The organism is Bowmanella pacifica, from assembly GCF_014645355.1.
GTDB lineage: Bacteria > Pseudomonadota > Gammaproteobacteria > Enterobacterales > Alteromonadaceae > Bowmanella > Bowmanella pacifica.
Map to the genome: position 1 here is coordinate 17370 of NZ_BMLS01000006.1, position 19296 is coordinate 36665.

21 protein-coding genes are annotated in these 19296 nt (G+C 49.4%); 2 read left to right on the top strand and 19 right to left on the bottom strand.

All coding sequences use genetic code 11. The features are described from left to right. Positions 1-6 precede the first annotated feature (6 nt). The 13 genes from IEX02_RS15975 to yceD all read right to left on the bottom strand — a co-directional run bounded on the left by IEX02_RS15975 (position 7) and on the right by yceD (position 10522). Positions 7-780, bottom strand: a complete 774-nt coding sequence (locus tag IEX02_RS15975) for a TatD family hydrolase (protein ID WP_188697941.1) — start codon at positions 778-780, stop codon at positions 7-9. 3 nt (positions 781-783) lie between these two features. Next, positions 784-1674: a DNA polymerase III subunit delta' gene (gene holB, locus IEX02_RS15980; RefSeq protein ID WP_188697447.1), complete on the bottom strand. Its 891-nt coding sequence runs from the start codon at positions 1672-1674 to the stop codon at positions 784-786. Then, complete coding sequence (gene tmk, locus IEX02_RS15985) at positions 1671-2288, bottom strand: dTMP kinase (RefSeq protein ID WP_188697450.1); 618 nt, start codon at positions 2286-2288, stop codon at positions 1671-1673. Before tmk ends, holB begins: the two co-directional genes overlap by 4 nt. Positions 2289-2373: 85 nt before the next feature. Beyond that, a complete protein-coding gene (gene mltG / locus IEX02_RS15990; protein ID WP_229702256.1) occupies positions 2374-3363 on the bottom strand; it encodes an endolytic transglycosylase MltG in 990 nt (329 codons plus the stop codon). Next, entirely contained in the window at positions 3356-4168 is an 813-nt protein-coding gene (gene pabC, locus IEX02_RS15995; RefSeq protein WP_188697453.1) for an aminodeoxychorismate lyase, read from the bottom strand. The genes mltG and pabC overlap by 8 nt, the downstream gene beginning before the upstream one ends. 73 nt (positions 4169-4241) lie before the next feature. Next, entirely contained in the window at positions 4242-5480 is a 1239-nt protein-coding gene (gene fabF, locus IEX02_RS16000) for a beta-ketoacyl-ACP synthase II (protein WP_188697455.1), read from the bottom strand. Positions 5481-5557: 77 nt separating this feature from the next. After that, positions 5558-5797: an acyl carrier protein gene (gene acpP, locus IEX02_RS16005; protein ID WP_102795318.1), complete on the bottom strand. Its 240-nt coding sequence runs from the start codon at positions 5795-5797 to the stop codon at positions 5558-5560. Between the two features lie 192 nt (positions 5798-5989). Continuing rightward, complete coding sequence (fabG, locus tag IEX02_RS16010; RefSeq protein ID WP_188697458.1) at positions 5990-6727, bottom strand: 3-oxoacyl-ACP reductase FabG; 738 nt, start codon at positions 6725-6727, stop codon at positions 5990-5992. Between the two features lie 14 nt (positions 6728-6741). Further along, positions 6742-7665 (bottom strand): ACP S-malonyltransferase, encoded by a 924-nt coding sequence (fabD, locus tag IEX02_RS16015; RefSeq protein ID WP_188697461.1) that lies wholly within the window; start codon positions 7663-7665, stop codon positions 6742-6744. A gap of 156 nt (positions 7666-7821) precedes the next feature. Continuing rightward, positions 7822-8781 (bottom strand): beta-ketoacyl-ACP synthase III, encoded by a 960-nt coding sequence (locus tag IEX02_RS16020; protein ID WP_188697463.1) that lies wholly within the window; start codon positions 8779-8781, stop codon positions 7822-7824. 2 nt (positions 8782-8783) lie between these two features. Then, positions 8784-9809, bottom strand: a complete 1026-nt coding sequence (gene plsX / locus IEX02_RS16025) for a phosphate acyltransferase PlsX (protein WP_188697467.1) — start codon at positions 9807-9809, stop codon at positions 8784-8786. Between the two features lie 11 nt (positions 9810-9820). Continuing rightward, positions 9821-9991, bottom strand: coding sequence for a 50S ribosomal protein L32 (gene rpmF / locus IEX02_RS16030; RefSeq protein WP_088328389.1), 171 nt, complete (start codon positions 9989-9991; stop codon positions 9821-9823). Positions 9992-9994: 3 nt separating this feature from the next. Next, the gene (gene yceD / locus IEX02_RS16035; protein ID WP_188697469.1) at positions 9995-10522 is read right to left on the bottom strand and encodes a 23S rRNA accumulation protein YceD; all 528 of its coding nucleotides are present in this window, start codon (positions 10520-10522) and stop codon (positions 9995-9997) included. A 124-nt stretch (positions 10523-10646) separates the two neighbouring features. Between yceD and IEX02_RS16040 the strand changes: the two genes are divergently transcribed. Further along, on the top strand, positions 10647-11243 hold the full coding sequence (locus IEX02_RS16040) for a Maf family protein (protein WP_188697472.1): 597 nt from the start codon (positions 10647-10649) through the stop codon (positions 11241-11243). Here the strand turns inward: IEX02_RS16040 and IEX02_RS16045 are convergent. Both IEX02_RS16045 and rluC read right to left on the bottom strand, forming a co-directional pair. Beyond that, a complete protein-coding gene (locus IEX02_RS16045; RefSeq protein WP_188697476.1) occupies positions 11240-11881 on the bottom strand; it encodes an HAD family hydrolase in 642 nt (213 codons plus the stop codon). The genes IEX02_RS16040 and IEX02_RS16045 overlap by 4 nt on opposite strands. A gap of 1 nt (position 11882) precedes the next feature. Next, positions 11883-12830 carry a 23S rRNA pseudouridine(955/2504/2580) synthase RluC gene (rluC, locus tag IEX02_RS16050; RefSeq protein WP_188697479.1) on the bottom strand — a complete coding sequence of 316 codons (948 nt, stop codon included), beginning with the start codon at positions 12828-12830 and terminating at the stop codon, positions 11883-11885. 617 nt (positions 12831-13447) lie between these two features. Between rluC and rne the strand changes: the two genes are divergently transcribed. Beyond that, on the top strand, positions 13448-16417 hold the full coding sequence (rne, locus tag IEX02_RS16055) for a ribonuclease E (protein WP_373285029.1): 2970 nt from the start codon (positions 13448-13450) through the stop codon (positions 16415-16417). Between the two features lie 253 nt (positions 16418-16670). On the opposite strand, the gene pyrF is transcribed toward rne, so the two are convergent. From pyrF to ihfB, 4 genes are all read right to left on the bottom strand, one after another. Then, positions 16671-17366 (bottom strand): orotidine-5'-phosphate decarboxylase, encoded by a 696-nt coding sequence (gene pyrF / locus IEX02_RS16060; protein ID WP_188697485.1) that lies wholly within the window; start codon positions 17364-17366, stop codon positions 16671-16673. Then, complete coding sequence (gene lapB, locus IEX02_RS16065) at positions 17367-18539, bottom strand: lipopolysaccharide assembly protein LapB (RefSeq protein ID WP_188697487.1); 1173 nt, start codon at positions 18537-18539, stop codon at positions 17367-17369. A gap of 5 nt (positions 18540-18544) precedes the next feature. Further along, positions 18545-18799 carry a lipopolysaccharide assembly protein LapA domain-containing protein gene (locus IEX02_RS16070; RefSeq protein ID WP_188697490.1) on the bottom strand — a complete coding sequence of 85 codons (255 nt, stop codon included), beginning with the start codon at positions 18797-18799 and terminating at the stop codon, positions 18545-18547. A gap of 137 nt (positions 18800-18936) precedes the next feature. After that, complete coding sequence (gene ihfB / locus IEX02_RS16075) at positions 18937-19227, bottom strand: integration host factor subunit beta (RefSeq protein WP_188697492.1); 291 nt, start codon at positions 19225-19227, stop codon at positions 18937-18939. Positions 19228-19296 lie beyond the last annotated feature (69 nt).

Consider the following 19296-nt stretch of genomic DNA (forward strand, 5'->3'; position numbering starts at 1 on the left):
GGCAAATCAGGCGGGTTTAACCCGCTCAAACAGCTGGTAGAAGTTTTGTGTGGTGGCGTCGGCCAGTGTACTGAGCGGAATCTCTTTTAAATCAGCAATAAACTGCGCGACATCTTTCACATAAGCCGGTTCATTAGCCTTACCACGATGAGGCACAGGGGCCAGCCAAGGCGAGTCTGTTTCAATCAACAGACGCTCAAGGGGCAGCTCTCTCACCACATCCTGCAGCGCTTTGGCCGCCTTAAAGGTTACGATCCCTGAAATGGAAATATAGAAACCCAGCTCCATGGCCTGCTGTGCCATCGCTAAATCTTCGGTAAAACAATGCAGCACCCCTTTGGTCTGCGGCGCTTTATATTGTTTAAGTAAATCAATAGTGTCCTGACGCGCATCGCGAGTATGGATGATCAACGGCTTATTCAGCACGTTGGCTACCTTGATGTGATCAATAAAAGACTGTTGCTGAACCGCTTTGGTATCAGGACTGTAATGATAATCCAGGCCCGTTTCGCCTATGGCCACAACTTCCTCGCGGCTGGCCATACGCAGTAGTTCATCGTAACTGCAGGCGTCTTCCTGATGCAGCGGATGCACACCACAGGATACCGACACATCGGCAAATTCTTTTACTGCCTGCAGCATGGTTTCATATTCGTTAACGGCAACGCAAACACACAAAAAGTGTTTTACACCATTGTCCCTGGCGCGTTGCATCACAGCACTGAGTTCTTCGGGGGACTTATCTAATCTGTCCAGATGACAGTGGGAATCAATAAACAACACTTAACTCCTGAGCGAACGAACATTGCCCAGTACATTGGACAATAACAATAACTTATTCAGACCTGGATTACTCGTCTGACGGCTGGCCGCCAGACACTTTGCGTGCAAAGTCCATATCGCCTCCTGGGCATAATCTCCTTGCTGCACGACATTTTTCAACCACAGTTGTAACCAACTTAGTAAACGGGCTGGGTTCTCCTGCCATTGCTGGGCCACAGCCAGCGCATCTAATTGCCCCTCTAAGAGTTGCTGCAAACTTTGACTGAAGTCAGAAAAACTGAGTCCGACCTCATCCTGCAACACATTTAATAAGGTCAGTGGTGTGGCACCGTACAAGGTCATAAGCTCCGGCTCTATGGGACCATCGTATTGCCCCGCTAACCATTGCTGGCTTTGCTGAGGCGACGCACCTGCTAATAGCAGCTTCTCGCAGCGGCTCTTAATGGTTGGCAATAGCCGCTCAGCACTGCTGGCGGTCAACAACATATAGGTATGCGCGGTGGGCTCTTCCAGGGTTTTCAGCAAGGCATTCGCCGCAGACTCGGTCATACTATCAGCCTGATGAATAATCAGTACCTTAGCGCCACCTAATTGCGACTTGCCACTGAGCTTCTCAATGGCGCTGCGGATGTCATCCACGCCAATTTGCTTCTCGCTTTGAATTTGGTGTAAATCCGGGTGACTGCCGGCTTCCAGCAACTGGCAGGCCTGACACTGACCGCAACGTTTTTTCTCAGCGCGTTGGCACAATAGATATGCGCCGATATCTTTGGCCAAATCTGTCTTACCTAACCCCTGGGGACCAAGTAACAACAAAGCGTGATGCAAACGTCTACCCTGGTAACGTGCAACAAGCTGGCTAAACAAGGTGTCAAACCAGGGATAGGTCATGCTAAAAAGCCCTGTAATTCCTTGCGAATCTGCGCGTGAACAGCGGGCATATCCTGCATGGCATCAATCACTTTAATACTCGGGTCCTGCGCAGCTAGCTGCAGATATCTGTCGCGAGTGCGAGTGAAAAAGTCCAAGCCGGATAATTCTATGCGATCCAACGCCCCTCGCCCTCTGGCCCTGGCTAAGCCAGCCGATGGCTCAACATCCAAGTAAAGAGTAAGGTCCGGTTTAAATCCCTTCAGACTGATGGCCCTGAGGCTTTCCAACATGGTTTCAGGAATTTGTCTTCCACCGCCCTGGTAAGCCTGCGAAGAAAGATCATGCCTGTCACCCAGCACCCACTGCCCTTGCTCTAGCGCCGGTTTAATCACATTCGCCAACAGTTGCACGCGAGCAGCATACATAAGTAATAATTCCGCCTCGACGGTCACCTGCTCCTGCCAATCATGTTTGACACACTCTCGAATGGCTTCAGCCATAGGCGTACCGCCAGGCTCACGGGTACACACCAGCGTATGACCAGCCTGTTCAATCGCGGCTTTCACCACCGCGATGGCTGAACTCTTTCCGGCCCCTTCGAGACCTTCGATGACAATAAATTTCCCTGACATGGACACTCATTGGTTAATGCACCGACCACACAATAATCCCCAGACCTATTAACGCCCCGGCTGGGTTTATGCGATGCAATGACGACTATTTTTTCAGTTGGTATTGTCGCACCGCAGCATTGTGATCGGCAAGGTTAGTGGAAAATACATGGCTACCATCGTTACGTGAGACAAAATACAACTCGTCACTGTCGATAGGATGAAGAGTGGCCATTAAGGCCTCACGACTGACCATAGCAATGGGGGTAGGTGGTAACCCTTTAATCACATAGGTATTGTACGGGGTCGCAGCACGCAGATCCTGACGACGGATATCGCCATCAAACGCCTCACCCATACCGTAAATCACTGTAGGATCGGTCTGCAAACGCATTTTTTTTCTCAGGCGGTTAACGAATACCGCCGCTATGCGCGGCCGCTCTTCGGCAAGACCGGTTTCCTTTTCCACAATGGAGGCCATAATCAGTGCCTCATAGGGGCTGTTATAAGGCAAATCCGCTTTGCGGTTTGGCCACTGCGCCTGCAAGAAATCCAGCATATCCTGATAGGCCCGATTCACCAACTCGCTAGCTTGCGTACCCTGGGTAAAGTGGTAGGTATCCGGCATCAACCATCCCTCCAGGCTTCCTCCCTGCGGGTTTAGTTGCTGCGCAAACTCATCAAGCAGTGTCGCATCTAAATGCGGGTGGGATTGCAGTTGCTGTGACCAATCACGCCAGCGAAACCCTTCCACTAAACGGATATCGAACAGCTTTTCCTTGCCGCTAACCAACAGCGCTATCACATCCAGTGCATTCATATCCGGGGTCAATTCATAGGTGCCAGCTTTTAACCTGGCCAAAGCCGGGTCAATTTTGACTAACAGTTTGACCGGCCAATTGGCAGACAAGCCCCCTTCTTCGCCCAAATATCTCAACAGATGGTGCATATTCTGCCCACGTTTGAGCTCGTACAATGTTGGTTGGCTAAAGGCCAATTTGGTATAGAGCGTCGAATTGAACTGCTGATAGGCGAAAAAGAATACACCAGCCAAACTAACGACAACGATCAATAATATTGCCTTCCACTTAGACAAAACCGCATTCCTTGTTCAGTTGTGCTAACCCATTCAGGCTATATTGGCGGCCCGCAAAGTCTGCGACAGGTACAACCCCCATCAAGCTATTGCAAAGTAGTAGTTGCGTTGCTTGCGCTAGGCAGGAGGGCGCACAGCGGACTTGATATAAACTGTCACCTCGTTTTTGCAAAATTTGCATCAGGTGCTGACGCATAATGCCATCTACCCCGGCGTATGACAGCTCTGGCGTATACCAGGTATTACCGATACGCCAAAACACATTGGCCACGGAAGATTCAACCAACATGCCATCGGTATCGCATACCAAAGCGTCTAACCACCCCTGCCTTTGCGCGTGCTGGCGGATCAATACTTGCTCCAGACGATTTAAATGCTTGATACCTGCCAATAAGGGCTGCTTGGCCAGTTGTATAGGAGATAAATGTAAGCTGATGCCTTGCTGACGCCACAAAGCATAATGACTTGGCATAGGATGCAAGCTGATGATCCAATTCGCCTTTGCAGGACTTGGTGGCAAGTAACCACGTCCACCAGAGCCTCTGCTGATCAGAATCTTTAAAACCGCATCTGAGTGCCCTATCGCTTGTTTCACACTGCAAGCACCTAAGGCATCCCACTCATGAAAATCAATGCCAAGACGCGCCAGCCCTTGCTCTAATCTGCGTTGATGTTCTGACCAAAACGCGAGTTCACCGTCTTTTATTCTGATAGTAGTGAATACACCATCACCATATTGAATAGCACGGTCAGAGGCAATAAGTGAGTCGGCGGGCTGACCATTAATCAGCAAGGACGATGTCATCTGAGGCAAGGGTTCCTGTTACAAAAAAAAAGCCTGTCAGAAACTAACAGGCTTTGATTGCGTTGTTAAGCACTTAGATTTTTTTGAACAGCAAAGAGCCGTTGGTACCGCCAAAACCGAAGGAGTTACACAAAGCGTACTCCATCTTTACGTCACGTGCGGTATGGGGAACAAAATCCAGGTCGCAACCTTCATCCGGGTTGTCCAGGTTAATAGTAGGTGGAACCACCTGATGCACCAAAGACAAGGCAGTAAAGATAGCTTCAACCGCGCCCGCTGCGCCAAGTAAATGCCCAGTCATAGATTTGGTTGAACTGACCATAACCTGACTGGCTGCTGCGCCGAATATCGACTTAACGGCCTGCGCTTCAGCAACATCACCGGCAGGCGTAGAGGTGCCATGGGCATTGATATAGCCAACTTGCTCAGCGTTCACACCCGCATCCGCAAGTGCATGAGCCATGGCCGCTGCCGCGCCCTGCCCTTCAGAAGGTGGAGACGTCATATGGTAAGCGTCGCCGCTCATGCCAAAACCAACCAGTTCAGCATAGATTTTTGCACCGCGTGCCTTGGCGTGCTCATACTCTTCCAGCATCACCACACCGGCGCCATCACCCATCACGAATCCGTCACGATCCTTGTCCCAGGGACGGCTTGCTGCCTTAGGATCATCATTACGGGCAGACAACGCTCTGGCTGCCGCAAAACCACCTAACCCCAAGGGGGTAATGGCCGCTTCAGCACCGCCGGCCAGCATGGCATCAGCGTCACCATAAGCGATAGTACGGGCCGCAATGCCAATATTGTGCACCCCGGTTGTACACGCAGTAACAATATTCAGGTTCGGTCCCTTCAGGCCTTCCATAATCGACAGAAAACCAGAAATCATATTAGTGATGGTAGAGGGCACAAAGAACGGGGAAATCTTACGAGGTCCCGACGCCAGCAATTTACTGTGGTTCTCTTCAATGAGTCCCAATCCACCTATGCCGGATCCTACGGCAACCCCTACACGGCCGGCATTGGCCTCGGAGATTTGCAAACCGGAATCCTTCAGTGCCTGCATACCGGCAGCCACTCCATACTGGATGAACAAGTCCATCTTTTTGCTTTCTTTCTTGGGCATGTACTGCTCAACATCGAAGCCTTTCACAGCACCAGCAAAACGGGTGGAAAAGTTGCTCACATCGAAGCTTTCGATATTGCCAATACCACTTTCACCTCGCAGTAATGCATTCCAGGTTGAGGTGGTATCCAAGCCCAAAGGGGAAAGCATGCCAAGACCTGTTACTACAACACGACGTTTTGACACTATGGCCTCCGCAAGGGATATAGTCTTTATAGGTAGGAAAAGAAACGGCTCTGAGCGAGCCGTTGATTTCTATCTTCTTACGCGTCTTTGTGAGCGTTGATGTAGTCGATAGCAGATTGAACAGTAGTGATCTTCTCGGCTTCTTCGTCTGGAATCTCAGTATCAAACTCTTCTTCCAGTGCCATCACCAGCTCAACAGTATCCAAAGAATCAGCACCCAGATCGTCAACGAAGGACGCTTCAGGCTTTACTTCTTCTTCTTTAACGCCCAATTGTTCTACGATGATTTTAATTACGCGTTCTTCGATATTACTCATAATTCTAGTTTTCCCTTAAAGTGAGGCTAGATGTGAATTTGGCAGTAGTGTATTCAGCAACTCCAGGCCTTGCAAGCAAGAGAATGAAGTTTTTTTCTGGTCAAACCACAAATGCGCTCAATTAACAATCATTAACAGGTACAGGAAATTTACCTGCACAAATACGTAAGATTACTGCAGTTGGCTACATAATCAAGCCATAAACATCCCGCCATTTACATGAATAGTCTCGCCGGTGATGTACGCTGCCCCTTCAGAAACCAGGAAGGCCACCGTTGCTGCGATCTCTTCGGGATTTCCCAACCTATTGGCCGGAATGTCCTTAAAGATGGCTTCACGCTGCTCATCCGTCAATGCTTTGGTCATATCGGTATCAATAAAACCGGGTGACACTGTGTTCACCGTAATACCACGGGAAGCCACTTCCCGGGCCAATGACTTAGAGAAACCAATGACACCGGCTTTAGCTGCCGCGTAGTTGGCTTGCCCTGCATTACCAGCACTACCGACCACAGAGCCGATATTGACAATGCGACCTGCACGCTTTTTCATCATGCCACGCAATACTGCTTTGGACAGACGGAAAATAGATGTCAGGTTGGTATCCATGATATCCGACCATTCATCATCTTTCATGCGCATCAGCAAATTATCGCGCGTAATACCGGCGTTATTGATCAAAATATCAATCTCACCATATTCGCTGCGAATTTGTTCAAGACAGGCATCAAGTTGCGCGCTGTCCGTGACATTTAATGCCAGGCCTTTACCATTGGCGCCCAAATACTCACTAATAGCAGCGGCACCACTGCCAGAGGTGGCGGTACCAATTACGGTTGCGCCCTGCGCTGCCAGTTTCTGGGCCACAGCTTTACCTATGCCACGGCTCGCGCCGGTTACCAGGGCCACTTTGCCTTGTAGTTCAGACATGTTGGTCTTCCTTTTTATACATTTGCATTCAACGAGTCAGGCGTGTTGATGGCATCAACTTCCAGACTCTTATCAATACGCTTGATAAGACCGGTCAGCACTTTGCCCGGTCCGACTTCCAATACTTTTTGTGCGCCCAACTCGGCCAGCTTCTGTACCGACTCGGTCCATCTTACCGGGCTGTATAACTGGCGTACCAAGGCATCACGAATGTGTGCCGGATCATCGCTCATGGCCACATCCACATTATTTACCACAGGAATAACCGGCGCGTTAATCTGCAGCTTTTCAAGTTCAACGGCCAGTTTTTCAGCCGCAGGCTTCATCAGTGCGCAGTGAGACGGCACACTGACAGGTAATGGCAACGCACGTTTTGCCCCTGCTTCTTTACACGCTTCGCCGGCTCTGGCAACCGCTTCGGTCTGCCCGGCAATCACCACCTGGCCGGGGCTGTTAAAGTTAACCGCGGACACCACGTCACCCTGGGCGGCCTGCTCACAAGCAGCAATCACTTTATCGTCGTCCAGGCCGATAATGGCATACATAGCGCCAGTGCCTGCCGGTACTGCTTGTTGCATTAATTCACCACGCAGTTGAACCAGTTTGATGGCGTCCTGAAAGTCCAGTACACCGGCACAGACCAGAGCCGAATACTCACCTAAACTGTGTCCGGCCAAGACCTGAGGCTGTTCTCCCCCTTTAGCCTGCCACACGCGCCAAATAGCGACACTGGCCGCCAACAACGCAGGTTGAGTGCGGTGGGTTGCATTCAGGTCGGCTTCCGGACCATTTTGGATCAATGCCCACAAGTCATATCCGAGTACTTCACTGGCCTGAGCGAAAGTCTCTTGTACTTGCGGATATTCGACTGCCAGGTCCGCCAGCATGCCAACACTTTGGGATCCCTGGCCGGGGAAGACAAATGCCAATTTTGCCATTTTCAATCTCCTGATTTTTTCTGCTCACGCGGTTCTGACACCTTGGTGTAAAAATCACAGAGACAAAAGCACATAGGCAGGCAACATATCAGCCTCCCTATGAACTCATTGACATCTGTACCGAAAACGCCGAACCGGGCGATGAATAAGAAACTATTAGTAACGAACCAGGGCCGATGCCCAGGCAAACCCACCGCCGAACGCTTCCAGCAGCAAGTTATGACCGCGTTGAATGCGCCCATCGCGAATGGCCGTATCCAGCGCCGTAGGTACGGTCGCGGCCGAGGTATTGCCATAATCCTGAAGCGTAAGCACCACGCGATCCATGGGCATTTCAAGCTTCTTAGCCGTGGCTTTAATAATGCGGAAATTAGCCTGGTGCGGTACCAACCAGTCCAGATCGGACTTTTGCATATTATTGGCGGCTAAGGTTTGCTCAACCAGTTCGCTTAATTTAGTCACAGCGACCTTGAATACCTCATTGCCTTTCATTACGCCCCAATTTTCATGCACAGACTGTTCTTCACCGCGGCTGGGGTTACCCACATACAACAAATCGTTGTATGAGCCAGCAGCATGAATATGGGTAGAAAGAATACCAGGCTCTTCGCTGGCTTCCAGAATGGTGGCGCCCGCGGCATCACCAAACAAAATAACCATGGTGCGATCAGAAGGAGAAACCAAACGACTTAGGCAATCTGAGCCGATGACCAAAATCCGCTTAGCCATACCTGACTTAATATATTGATCTGCCACGCTCAGCGCGTAACAGTAGCCAGCACAAGCGGCGGCGACGTCAAAGGCAGGGATGCCATCCAAGCCAAGAATTTTTTGGATATCACAAGCGGCGCTAGGAAGGGCTTTGTCATGACTGGTAGTCGCGCACACAATCATATCTATACTGCGAGGGTCGATGTCGGCCATTTCAATGGCTTTCAGGGATGCTTCTGCGCCCATAGTCGCAACCGTTTCATCCGCCCCGATAATGCGTCTTTCCTTTATACCTGTTCTGTCGGTAATCCATTCATCGTTGGTATCGACCATTTGCTCCAGATCGGCATTGGAACGAACTTGGCTGGGATAATAACTGCCGGTGCCGATGATTCTTGAATACATGCTTAAGGCCTTTCCATTAGAAGAGTTTCTATTTTATGTTTTATCTTGCTCGGAACCTGTCTGGTAACTTCCTGCATCGCCTCTTTAATGGCATACAGGAAAGCTTCGCTGGAGGCATTACCATGGCTCTTAACGACAATTCCGCGCAATCCTATCAGACTGGCGCCATTATACTGGTCGGGGTTCACCCTGGCGTAAATCTTTTTCAGGATAGGTAGCGCCATACGCGCCATTATCCGGGTGAACAGGTTTTTGCCTGAAACACGTTTCACTTCGGTAAAAATCAGCTTCCCCAGCCCCTCACAAGCTTTAAGAGCAATATTGCCAACAAAACCGTCAGTGACCACCACATCGGCCTTATCGGTAAAAATATCATTGCCCTCAATGTAGCCAATGTAATTAATACTGGGCACCGAGGATAAAATTTGTGCCGTATGCTTGACCTGATCATTGCCCTTTATCTGCTCTTCACCAACATTGAGTAAAGCAACTCTTGGGCGTTCCATCCCTTCCACTTCCTCGGCCAATACCGACCCCATCACCGCATACTGAAACAGGATTTCTGAATCACAGTTCACGTTGGCACCTAAGTCCAGCAGATATACTTTTCGATGACTGATAGTGGGAAGTGATGAGATTAAAGCTGGCCGGTCAATACCCGGTAAGGTCTTGAGCACATAATAGGCCATGGCTAGTAATGCACCGGTGTTACCGGCACTGACACAAGCATCAGCCTGACCGGATTCAACCAGTTCCAACGCTCTGCGCATGGAAGATTTATTTTTGCTACGTAGCGCAGTGCTTGGCCGTTCATCCATACCAACCACTTGTTCGGTTGGTTCAATTTGCAACTGTGACGATGGTGCCTGCGGATATTTCGCCAGGCCTTCGTTCAATGCCTGAGGATCACCACATAAAATAAGATGAAGATGAGGGAATTCCGTCACCGCATGAACAGCAGCTTCAAGAGTAACAGGGGGGCCTATATCGCCCCCCATCATATCTAACGCAATGGTTAGATTAGTCAAAGTCAGCCCGCTTAGTTAGCGATGACTTTTTTGCCTTTGTAGTAACCGTCAGCCGTTACGTGATGACGACGATGCGTCTCGCCTGACGTGGAATCTACAGACAAAGTTTCCGCAGTCAAAGCATCATGCGAACGACGCATACCACGCTTAGAACGGGTTTTACGATTCTGTTGTACCGCCATTACCTACTCCTGATCTCGCTTAAGTTCTTTCAACACCGCAAAGGGGTTTGGACGCTCAGCCACCGGTTCAATTACTCCATAGCTCATTTCATCCTCGCTTACCTTGCAGTCTTTTTCTGCGTGAAAGGCCACAATAGGCAAGGCTAAAATAAGCTCATCCTCAAAGAGTTGAAGTAAATTGACTTCTCCATGGTCATTGACCTCTACCGGCTCATAAGCCTCCGGTATCTCATCTGTGTCTTGATCAGGCTTTATCGGACTGAAGCAAAATGACACATCCAAATGATGAGCAAAGGTGCCATGACACCTTTGGCAGATAAGCGAAACTTCGGTAGCCAGGTGGCCTTCGAAAAAAGTCAGACCCTGCGCGTCTTTGTCGAATTTGACTTCAATCTCAATGTCCTGGTTTGCCTCAGCGACTGCCTGTTGCAATCGAACCATGTCTTTAGGCACCATCACGCCGAAATACTCGGAACGCTTCATGGCGCTTTTGACCGGATCCAGTTGTTTGGGCAATTTCACTTTCTGCATAGGGCGCGCATGATATAGCCACGAACAAGCTTAGTCAAAGAAAATCTATGCCGACAAGGCCTTGGGTAAAGCACCAAGACATGGTTACAATCCCCCTTCTTTTTATGTTGATGGACTTTCCGGCATGCAATTGATTCTCGCCTCCACCTCTCCTTATCGTAAAAGCTTGCTGGAAAAACTGGCGATTCCCTTTATTTGCGCCAGCCCCCAAGCCGATGAAACCCCTATGGAAGGCGAAACTCCAGACATGCTGGTCAGCCGCCTGGCCAGAGCCAAAGCCGAATCAGTGGCGCAGCAGATGGATATACCAAGTTTGGTTATCGGCTCCGATCAGGTCGCTTCACTGGATGGGCAGATTATTGGTAAACCCCTCACTCATGACGCCGCTGTGGCACAATTAACTCACGCCAGTGGCAGACTCGTGCGTTTCTATACCGGCTTATGTTTATTTAACAGCGTCACTGGGGAAAGTCAGTTAAAAATAGAAACCTTCGATGTGCAGTTCAGGCAGCTCAATGAGGAACAGATAGAAGCCTACCTGCAAAAGGAACAACCCTACCAATGTGCTGGCAGCTTCAAAAGCGAAGGCCTTGGGATTTGTTTATTCGAACGTTTATCCGGTCGCGATCCGAACAGTCTGGTGGGCCTACCTCTTATCGCACTCATTGATATGCTGCAAAAAGCAGGAATAGACCCTTTGTCCAGTCACTCGTCAGATTAAGACAGATAAGTTTGCAACTGAGCCAACGAGTCAACAATAATCAGCGGCTGATGCTGTGCAAGCCGTTCACTCTCATGCACACCATGGCTGACGGCTATGCGATCCATGCCAAGTTGCTCAGCCATCTGCATATCATAAACCGTATCACCAATCATAACTGCCTCTTCGGCGCTGACTCGCAATTCGTCCAGCAGTTGGCTCAGCATATCAGAGGATGGCTTAGACTCTGCTTCGTCACCGCAGCGGGAAGCATGAAAGAAATGGCCGGTGTTGGTGTCCTGCCAAACCCGGTTCAGGCCTCTTCTGGCTTTGCCGGTGGCAACAGCCAACAAACGCCCCTGCCCCAACAAATTTTCCAATAATGAGAATGCCCCTTCAAACATGGGTGTTGGGGTTTTATCATTTTCTACGTATTCTTGTTTGTAGCATTCAAACAACAACTGTTGCTCTTCGGCGGGCAGCTTTCCAAACAAAATCTGCATGGCCGGCAATAAGCTGATGCCAATAATGTCTTTCACTGCTGCCTCGGTTGGCACCGGCAGATTTGCCCGTAGAGCTGCGGTTTGCATGGCGGACACAATTCTGGCACCTGAGTCCATCAACGTGCCGTCCCAATCAAAAATAACCAGCTTATACATCTTATTTACGCATCTGCTTTAATACGGCGGTCAACTGAGGGTCTAAAGGCGCATTCAAGCTCAGACGTTCCCCACTCTTAGGATGAATAAAAGACAACGTGAAGGCATGTAAGAACAGTCTTTTTAATCCTAGCGTTGTCATATGACGATTAAATGACTCATCGCCATATTTGTCGTCACAGGCAATAGCATGTCCGGCATGCAGGCAATGCACCCTGATCTGGTGTGTCCTTCCGGTCACAGGGAAAGCTTCCACTAGGGTGGCGCCGGAAAAACGCTCCAAAACCTGATAACGCGTTTCAGATTCCTTACCATCGGGTGCCACAGACACCATTCTCTCACCAGACTTTAGAATATTTTTTCTCAGTGGGGCTCTGACTTTATGTCGATTGTCTGGCCACTCGCCAGCCACTAAGGCGTGATATCGCTTATCAACAGTCTTGTCGCGAAGCTGTTCATGCAAAGACTTCAGGGCTGAACGTCGCTTCGCAATCAGCAAACAACCTGAAGTATCTCTGTCGAGGCGATGTACCAACTCCAGATACTTTTGCTCTGGACGCAAAGCTCTCAGCGCTTCAATCACGCCAAAGCTCAGCCCGCTCCCCCCATGCACCGCCATACCGGACTGTTTATTAATGGCAATGAGCTGATCATCCTCAAACAGAATATGCTGTTCCAGGGTCGAGACTTTATCCAGTTTAACCGAAGGGCCTTGGGCTTTTTCTGCCACCTTCAAGGGCGGTATGCGCACGATGTCATTCGCCTGCAGCTTATAGTCAGGTTTAATACGTCCTTTATTAACCCGTACTTCCCCCTTACGCAAAACACGATAAATCAAGCTTTTAGGCACCCCTTTTAACTGAGTGCGCAAAAAGTTATCGATTCTCTGCCCTTCAAGCTCCGGATCAACCTGAATAAGTTGTACTTTTGATGATATTTGTTCTGTCATAGGACGCCTATTTTACCTTATTTAGGCAGCACGTAACTGAAAATTTCACACAAGAATTTTTGCTAGCCAGATGCTTATACCATCGCATAAGACATCTTCAGCACTTAACGCCCACAGACATAACTCACGGCCAGGTAAGCTAAGAAAAACTATCAGAAAGGGCCCACTCACTTAATATTTGAATTACCTTGCCTGTAAACTTCCTTTAGTGCGATAATCACAAGGCTTTTGATCTTAAAAACAAGATGATCAGGCCTGTCAATATAATACAGGTCGGGTTCTGAACGCTAAGCGACAGATTCTCATCGAGGTGGTGAGTAAGCGAGCATACCGGGCACGAAGAGTGTAAAAGTTCGTGTATCACGGCAAGGCAGAACCCAGGCAAAAAAACAAATTTTTTAAGAATTAGATCGCTATCGAAGCAAAGTATTAAACCAGTTTGAATACCCGTCAGGCCAACATAATGCCTGACAGGCAGTCTGTAATTAAGACCACACAATTTATTGGCTTGAGCCACCACCCAGTCGGGAGACTGCACTGTTAAGACGCTGTGAGACGCTGGTGGGATCTTGTATTTCGATAGTGATCGATACCTATCGAGTCACGAAATGAAGAGAATGTTAATCAACGCAACTCAGCACGAGGAGTTGCGTGTTGCCCTGGTAGATGGGCAAAAACTCTATGATCTGGATATTGAAAGTCCCGGTCATGAACAAAAGAAAGCAAACATTTATAAAGGGCGTATCACCCGGGTTGAACCCAGCTTGGAAGCCGCCTTTGTTGACTACGGCGCAGAGCGCCATGGTTTTCTCCCTCTCAAAGAAATCGCCCGCACCTACTTCCCCAAAGGATACAATTTTGAAGGTCGTCCCAATATTAAGGACGCCATCAAAGAAGGCCAGGAAGTCATCGTTCAGATAGACAAAGAAGAACGCGGACAAAAAGGCGCGGCTCTGACCACCTTTATCAGCCTGGCTGGAAGCTACCTGGTATTAATGCCTAATAACCCACGTGCCGGTGGTATTTCCCGCCGTATCGAAGGAGACGAGCGTACCGACCTGAAGCAAGCACTAAACAAGTTGGCTTTGCCTGATGGCATGGGTTTGATTGTACGTACGGCTGGGGTTGGAAAATCTTACGAAGAACTTGAGTGGGATTTAAGTGTATTGCTCACCCACTGGCAGGCCATTGAAGATGCCTCAAAAGCGCGTCAGGCCCCTTTCCTGATTCACCAGGAAAGTAATGTCATTGTTCGCGCCATCCGTGACTATCTGCGTCGCGATATCGGTGAGATTCTCATTGATGACGAGAAAATTTTTGAGCAGGCCAAACAGCATATTGAGTTAGTCAGACCTGACTTTATCAGCCGTATTAAGCTGTATAAAGGCGATGTGCCCCTGTTCAGCCATTACCAGATTGAAACGCAAATTGAGTCGGCATTCCAGCGCGAAGTGCGTCTGCCCTCTGGCGGCTCTATAGTGATTGACCAAACCGAGGCGCTAACCTCCGTTGATATCAACTCAGCGCGGGCCACCAAAGGCGGCGACATTGAAGAAACGGCGCTGAACACCAACCTGGAAGCAGCGGATGAGATTGCTCGTCAATTACGTCTGCGTGATTTAGGCGGCTTGTTCGTTATCGACTTTATCGATATGACCCCAGTGCGTCACCAACGTGAAGTGGAAAAACGCCTCGCTGATGCGGTTAAATCTGATCGCGCCAGAGTGCAGCTTGGCCGTATTTCCCGTTTCGGCTTACTGGAAATGTCCCGTCAGCGTCTGCGCCCTTCTTTGGGTGAATCGGCTCACCATGTATGTCCACGATGTGATGGCGTGGGCACAGTGCGTGGCACAGAGTCACTGGCACTGTCTGTACTGCGCATCATGGAAGAGGAAGCCATCAAGGATAACACCGGCCAAATTGAAGCTCAGGTGCCTGTCAGTGTGGCAACTTACCTTCTGAACGAAAAACGCAATGCGGTGCGTAGTATCGAGCAGCGCCATCAGGTGCACTTACTGATCATCCCTAATCCGAATATGGAAACCCCCCATTACAGGGTAACCCGCCATAGATCTGACGATGTGATTAGTGAAGTTAGCTACAATGTAAGCCTTGACGAAACGAAAAACATCGACCAACCCAAGGTCGGTCAAGAGCAACCCAGCCGTGAAGAGCCGGCACTGAAAACCTTGATATCCCCACCCAAAGCTGCGCCGGTAGCCAAAAAAGTAGAACCTCAAGGTCCAGGTCTGCTGGATAAGCTGGGAAGCTGGTTAAAAGCTCTGTTTGCACCTAAACAGCCAGAAAGCAAGCCTAGCGAATCTGACCGTCGCGGTAACCGCAATCAGCAACGCGGTAAAAAGCCACGCCGGGATAGAAACAGACAAGACGATAATCGTCGCGATAATCGTCGTGCTCGTCAGGATGACAAGCGTGATGATCGCCGTGATGAGCAGACAGCAAATCGTGAGGATACGCGTAAAGATAACCGCCGTGATGAGCAGCGTGATCAACGCAGAAATAACCGCCGTAACAAAGCTGAGAATACCGAACAACAAAATCAGCAACAGGCTGCTGATAAATCCGGTAATGAGCAGCAGGCTCGTCAGCCTAAGCAAGAACAGGTTGCAGAGCGTCGTCAGCGTCGTGATAAGCGTCGTTCGGTACGAGTTCAGGCGGCAGAGTCTTCCAATCCGCAGGACAATGAACAGCTTGTCCATGAGCAGCAGGTAACCCCTGAAGTAGTAGCGGATAACAACCAGCCGGCACAGCCTGTGGTTAAGCCAGCTGAACAGGTGAAGCAGGAAAAGCCTGTTGTAGAAGCGAAAGCCGATGACGTTGCAGAAAGTGAAGTTGCAAACTCGGACAAAGAGCAAACCAAAGAAGAGACCGGCCGCAATCGCAGTCGTCGTTCACCTCGCCATATCCGTGCCGCCGGTCAAAAGCGCCGCAAGGATCAGGAACAGGACGGCGAAGCCACTCAGCCAGAACAGGATCAACTGGCCTTGGATGTGGTTGCACAACCAGAAGCACAACCTGACAACGAGGCTGAGCCACAGGTTATCGAGGCAGATAGCAACGCTGGGGCGACTGAGAGCAAGCCAGCTGCAGTCGAAGAGGATACTGCTGCGTTAGAAAAAGCCGACAAGCCTAAGCGCAGAACCCGTCGTGCCAAAGCGCCTCAGCAAGTAGAAATTGCTTTGGAAGACAATGCCGACGAGAAACCACAGGTTGCTGAAGTAGCTGAAGTAGCTGAAGTAGCTGAAGTAGCTGAAGTAGCTGAAGTAGCTGAAGTAGCTGAAGTAGCTGAAGTAGCTGAAGTAGCTAAGAAAAAGGCTAAGCCAAGTACTAAGGTTGCGCCAGCAAAATCTGCCGGAAGTGCACCAAAAGTTGCCCAGTTCCGCTTTACGTCAGCGCCTATGGCTAAACCCGTCAGCTTGCCTGAAGAGTTTGCCGAAATCCAAATCAAGGCACTAGAAATGGCGAACAGGCCAGAACTGAAGACATCTGGTAAAGCTGCGGCACGTGCCAGTTATACCGCTAACGCTGATGCCCCGGCGGCAAAGCCGGCAAGCTTGACTGAGTAACTAAGCTAACTGAAGAAGTAAAAATCCGGTGACCTTTGGCACCGGATTTTTTTATGCTCGGTCTAAAGTCTACTGCTCTTCTGAGTCTATACCTTAAGCTCCAAACACCTTCCCCGCCTCACTCTGCACTAACGTACATTAACGTCGCTCTGCGTTCCTGTCACATAATCAAAATGCCAACACGAGATAGCTTAGGGACACAAAAAAGCCGCTGACATCAAGTTAGCGGCTTTCTAATGAATCATGCACCTTATCAGGCAATAGAGCGATTTATCGCCTCCAACGCGGCGACAGGATCCTCTGCTTGAGTTATCGGTCTACCTATCACCATATAATCTACCCCGGCTTGTATTGCCTGCTGCGGTGTCATTACGCGATGTTGATCACCGATATCTGCGCCGGCTGGACGGATCCCTGGCGTAACCAGCTTAAAAGCTTGTCCCAGGTGCTGCTTTAACAACAGTGCTTCCTGCGCTGAACAGACAACGCCATCCAGCCCGGCAGCCTTAGTCAAACCGGCCAGGTGCAATACTTGCTGCTCTGGTGTTTTATCTACGCCCGTCGCACGCAGCTCTGCCTCTGACATGCTGGTTAAAACGGTCACAGCGATAAGTAAGGGTCGTTCACTACCAAATTGCTCTAGCGCTTGTCGGCTGGTTTCCATCATCTTGCTACCACCACTGGCATGCAGATTAACCATCCAGACACCCAACTCGGCTGCGGCAACACAGGCTTTGGCAACGGTATTGGGAATATCATGGAATTTCAGGTCAAGAAATACGTCAAAATCCCGGCTGATTAATTGCTTCACAAAGTCTGGACCAAAGTAGGTAAACATCTCCTTACCGACTTTTAAACGACAAGCTTGAGGGTCAATTTGATCAACAAATTGCAACGCTTTCTTTTGGCTATCAAAGTCCAGTGCAACAACGATTTTGGGATCTTTCATCTATTCTCCATCCAAACCTTTTATGGGCTTCACCAGTCCCCATTTTTTACATGACGGGCATAGCCAATGCAGTTGCCGGCCGGAAAAGCCACAGGCACTGCAACGATATTTGGGTCTTTGTTTAATTTGTTCTTGCACCAGTTCCTGCAGCATCGCCAGGCTATTGCCAACCTGCTGTTCTGCGGTACTCTGATGCTGATATAAGTTCATCAGGGTTTCAAACCCCTTCATGGTTGGCTTCTTACGAAGCTGCTGCAGTAAAAATTCTGCCGCTTGTCTGTCCTGCCCTTTACTGGCCATCAATTTTACTTTAGCCAGATAAGCGGTCGCACATTGTTGATGGTAGGTTTCCAGTAACTGCTCAAGCTCGCTGCTATCGCCAAGTTTGTCAGCACATTCCTGTAACAAGGGAACAGCCTCACTTAACCAAGTGACATCCCGAACCGGTACCTGTTTTAGGTATTCCTGTGCTTGCAGGTAATTTTGCTGCGCAATGGCCATTTGCCCCAGCATTAACCAGGGTCTGACCGCGTGCTCATCCGACAATACGGCTTTTTGCAGACTTTTCTCCGCCAGCTCAAACTCTTGTTTCTTGATGTGAACCCCAGCCTGCTCACAGTAGAAATGGGCAACGCGTTCACACAATTCCAGGCTATCTCCATGGCAATTGACCATACGCTCTGCTAACTCAATTGCTCGTTCCCACTCCTTGGTGGTTTGATAAATATTAAACAGCTGCTGTTGGGCGTCCATAAAATACTTATCACTATCTAGCAGCTGCAGAAAGGCAGCTTCGGCGCGTTCCAAAAAACCTGCCAACAGATAATCCCGCCCAAGCTCTTTTAGCGCCTGCTGTTTAAGGTTGTCATTAAGGTGTTCCTTCTCCACCAGATTCTGGTGAATACGAATCGCCCTATCCAACTCCCCTCTGTGGCGAAAAAAATTGCCCATGGCAATATGGGTTTCAACCGTATCGCTGTCCAGATTGATCATTTTGATCAAGGTATCAACAGCTTTATCAGGCTGATCAGAAAGAAGAAAGTTAAGTCCTTTGTAATAATGCCGGGACAAAATACTGGACTGTTTACGCTGTGCCTGACGCAAACTGTTGCGCCCCATTACCCAACCATAACCGGCTGCAACAGGAAGCAGAAGAAAGAGCAGCTCAAGCATGGGAATTAATGGTCTCTTTGACTGTGAGCCAACTTAGCTTTGCGTCGGTCACGCCAACGAAAACCGATAAACCAGAAGATACAGAACAGCAGACAAACCAGGACACCACTAACGAACATAGCGGCCATCAGACTGGACAGTCGCAATTCAGATTGCGCGATAAGATAGTTAACCTGAACCAGTTGATCATTTTGTGCACCGATGGCCAGGGCAAGCAAAAAAATCAAGATTGCCAGCAGCAGGCTCAAAATCAGTTTCAAGTCACACTCCCACGTATGCAATCAGGGTTGATTTTCATTGATGAATATTAACGTCAAACAAGATTGACTCGGTGATAAGGCTACATTGTGACAGGCTATGACAAAAAAGGCACCCCATATGGGATGCCTTTTATTTATCAGTGAGTCATCCCGTCATTCACCCTTTCACGTAATTCCTTACCGGGTTTGAAGTGAGGAACGTACTTGCCGTCCAGCTTCACTGTTTCACCCGTTTTTGGATTACGGCCAACGCGGGGCGCACGATAATGCAGTGAAAAACTGCCGAATCCGCGGATTTCGATACGCTCACCCTTTTGCAGAGTTTGCGCCATCTGTTCCAGCATCTCTTTTATCGCCGCTTCCACTTCCTTGGCGGGGATATGTCGGGCCTTATCAGCGAGCCTGTCGATTAGTTCAGATTTGGTCATATTAACCTCGTGATCTAGGACAAATCATACAGTTACCTAGCTGTTGAGGAGGCCTGTCGGCCTCCCCGA

Excerpts from the sequence above, each read along its gene's own strand:
- pyrF (WP_188697485.1), bottom strand. The coding sequence starts at position 17,366 with ATGAAAGATCCCAAAATCGTTGTTGCACTGGACTTTGATAGCCAAAAG.
- ihfB (WP_188697492.1), bottom strand. The coding sequence starts at position 19,227 with ATGACCAAATCTGAACTAATCGACAGGCTCGCTGATAAGGCCCGACAT.
- pabC (WP_188697453.1), bottom strand. The coding sequence starts at position 4,168 with ATGACATCGTCCTTGCTGATTAATGGTCAGCCCGCCGACTCACTTATT.
- acpP (WP_102795318.1), bottom strand. The coding sequence starts at position 5,797 with ATGAGTAATATCGAAGAACGCGTAATTAAAATCATCGTAGAACAATTG.
- lapB (WP_188697487.1), bottom strand. The coding sequence starts at position 18,539 with ATGCTTGAGCTGCTCTTTCTTCTGCTTCCTGTTGCAGCCGGTTATGGT.
- rpmF (WP_088328389.1), bottom strand. The coding sequence starts at position 9,991 with ATGGCGGTACAACAGAATCGTAAAACCCGTTCTAAGCGTGGTATGCGT.
- yceD (WP_188697469.1), bottom strand. The coding sequence starts at position 10,522 with ATGCAGAAAGTGAAATTGCCCAAACAACTGGATCCGGTCAAAAGCGCC.
- IEX02_RS16020 (WP_188697463.1), bottom strand. The coding sequence starts at position 8,781 with ATGTATTCAAGAATCATCGGCACCGGCAGTTATTATCCCAGCCAAGTT.
- fabD (WP_188697461.1), bottom strand. The coding sequence starts at position 7,665 with ATGGCAAAATTGGCATTTGTCTTCCCCGGCCAGGGATCCCAAAGTGTT.
- fabG (WP_188697458.1), bottom strand. The coding sequence starts at position 6,727 with ATGTCTGAACTACAAGGCAAAGTGGCCCTGGTAACCGGCGCGAGCCGT.
- holB (WP_188697447.1), bottom strand. The coding sequence starts at position 1,674 with ATGACCTATCCCTGGTTTGACACCTTGTTTAGCCAGCTTGTTGCACGT.
- tmk (WP_188697450.1), bottom strand. The coding sequence starts at position 2,288 with ATGTCAGGGAAATTTATTGTCATCGAAGGTCTCGAAGGGGCCGGAAAG.
- rluC (WP_188697479.1), bottom strand. The coding sequence starts at position 12,830 with ATGACAGAACAAATATCATCAAAAGTACAACTTATTCAGGTTGATCCG.
- rne (WP_373285029.1), top strand. The coding sequence starts at position 13,448 with ATGTTAATCAACGCAACTCAGCACGAGGAGTTGCGTGTTGCCCTGGTA.
- IEX02_RS16045 (WP_188697476.1), bottom strand. The coding sequence starts at position 11,881 with ATGTATAAGCTGGTTATTTTTGATTGGGACGGCACGTTGATGGACTCA.
- IEX02_RS16040 (WP_188697472.1), top strand. The coding sequence starts at position 10,647 with ATGCAATTGATTCTCGCCTCCACCTCTCCTTATCGTAAAAGCTTGCTG.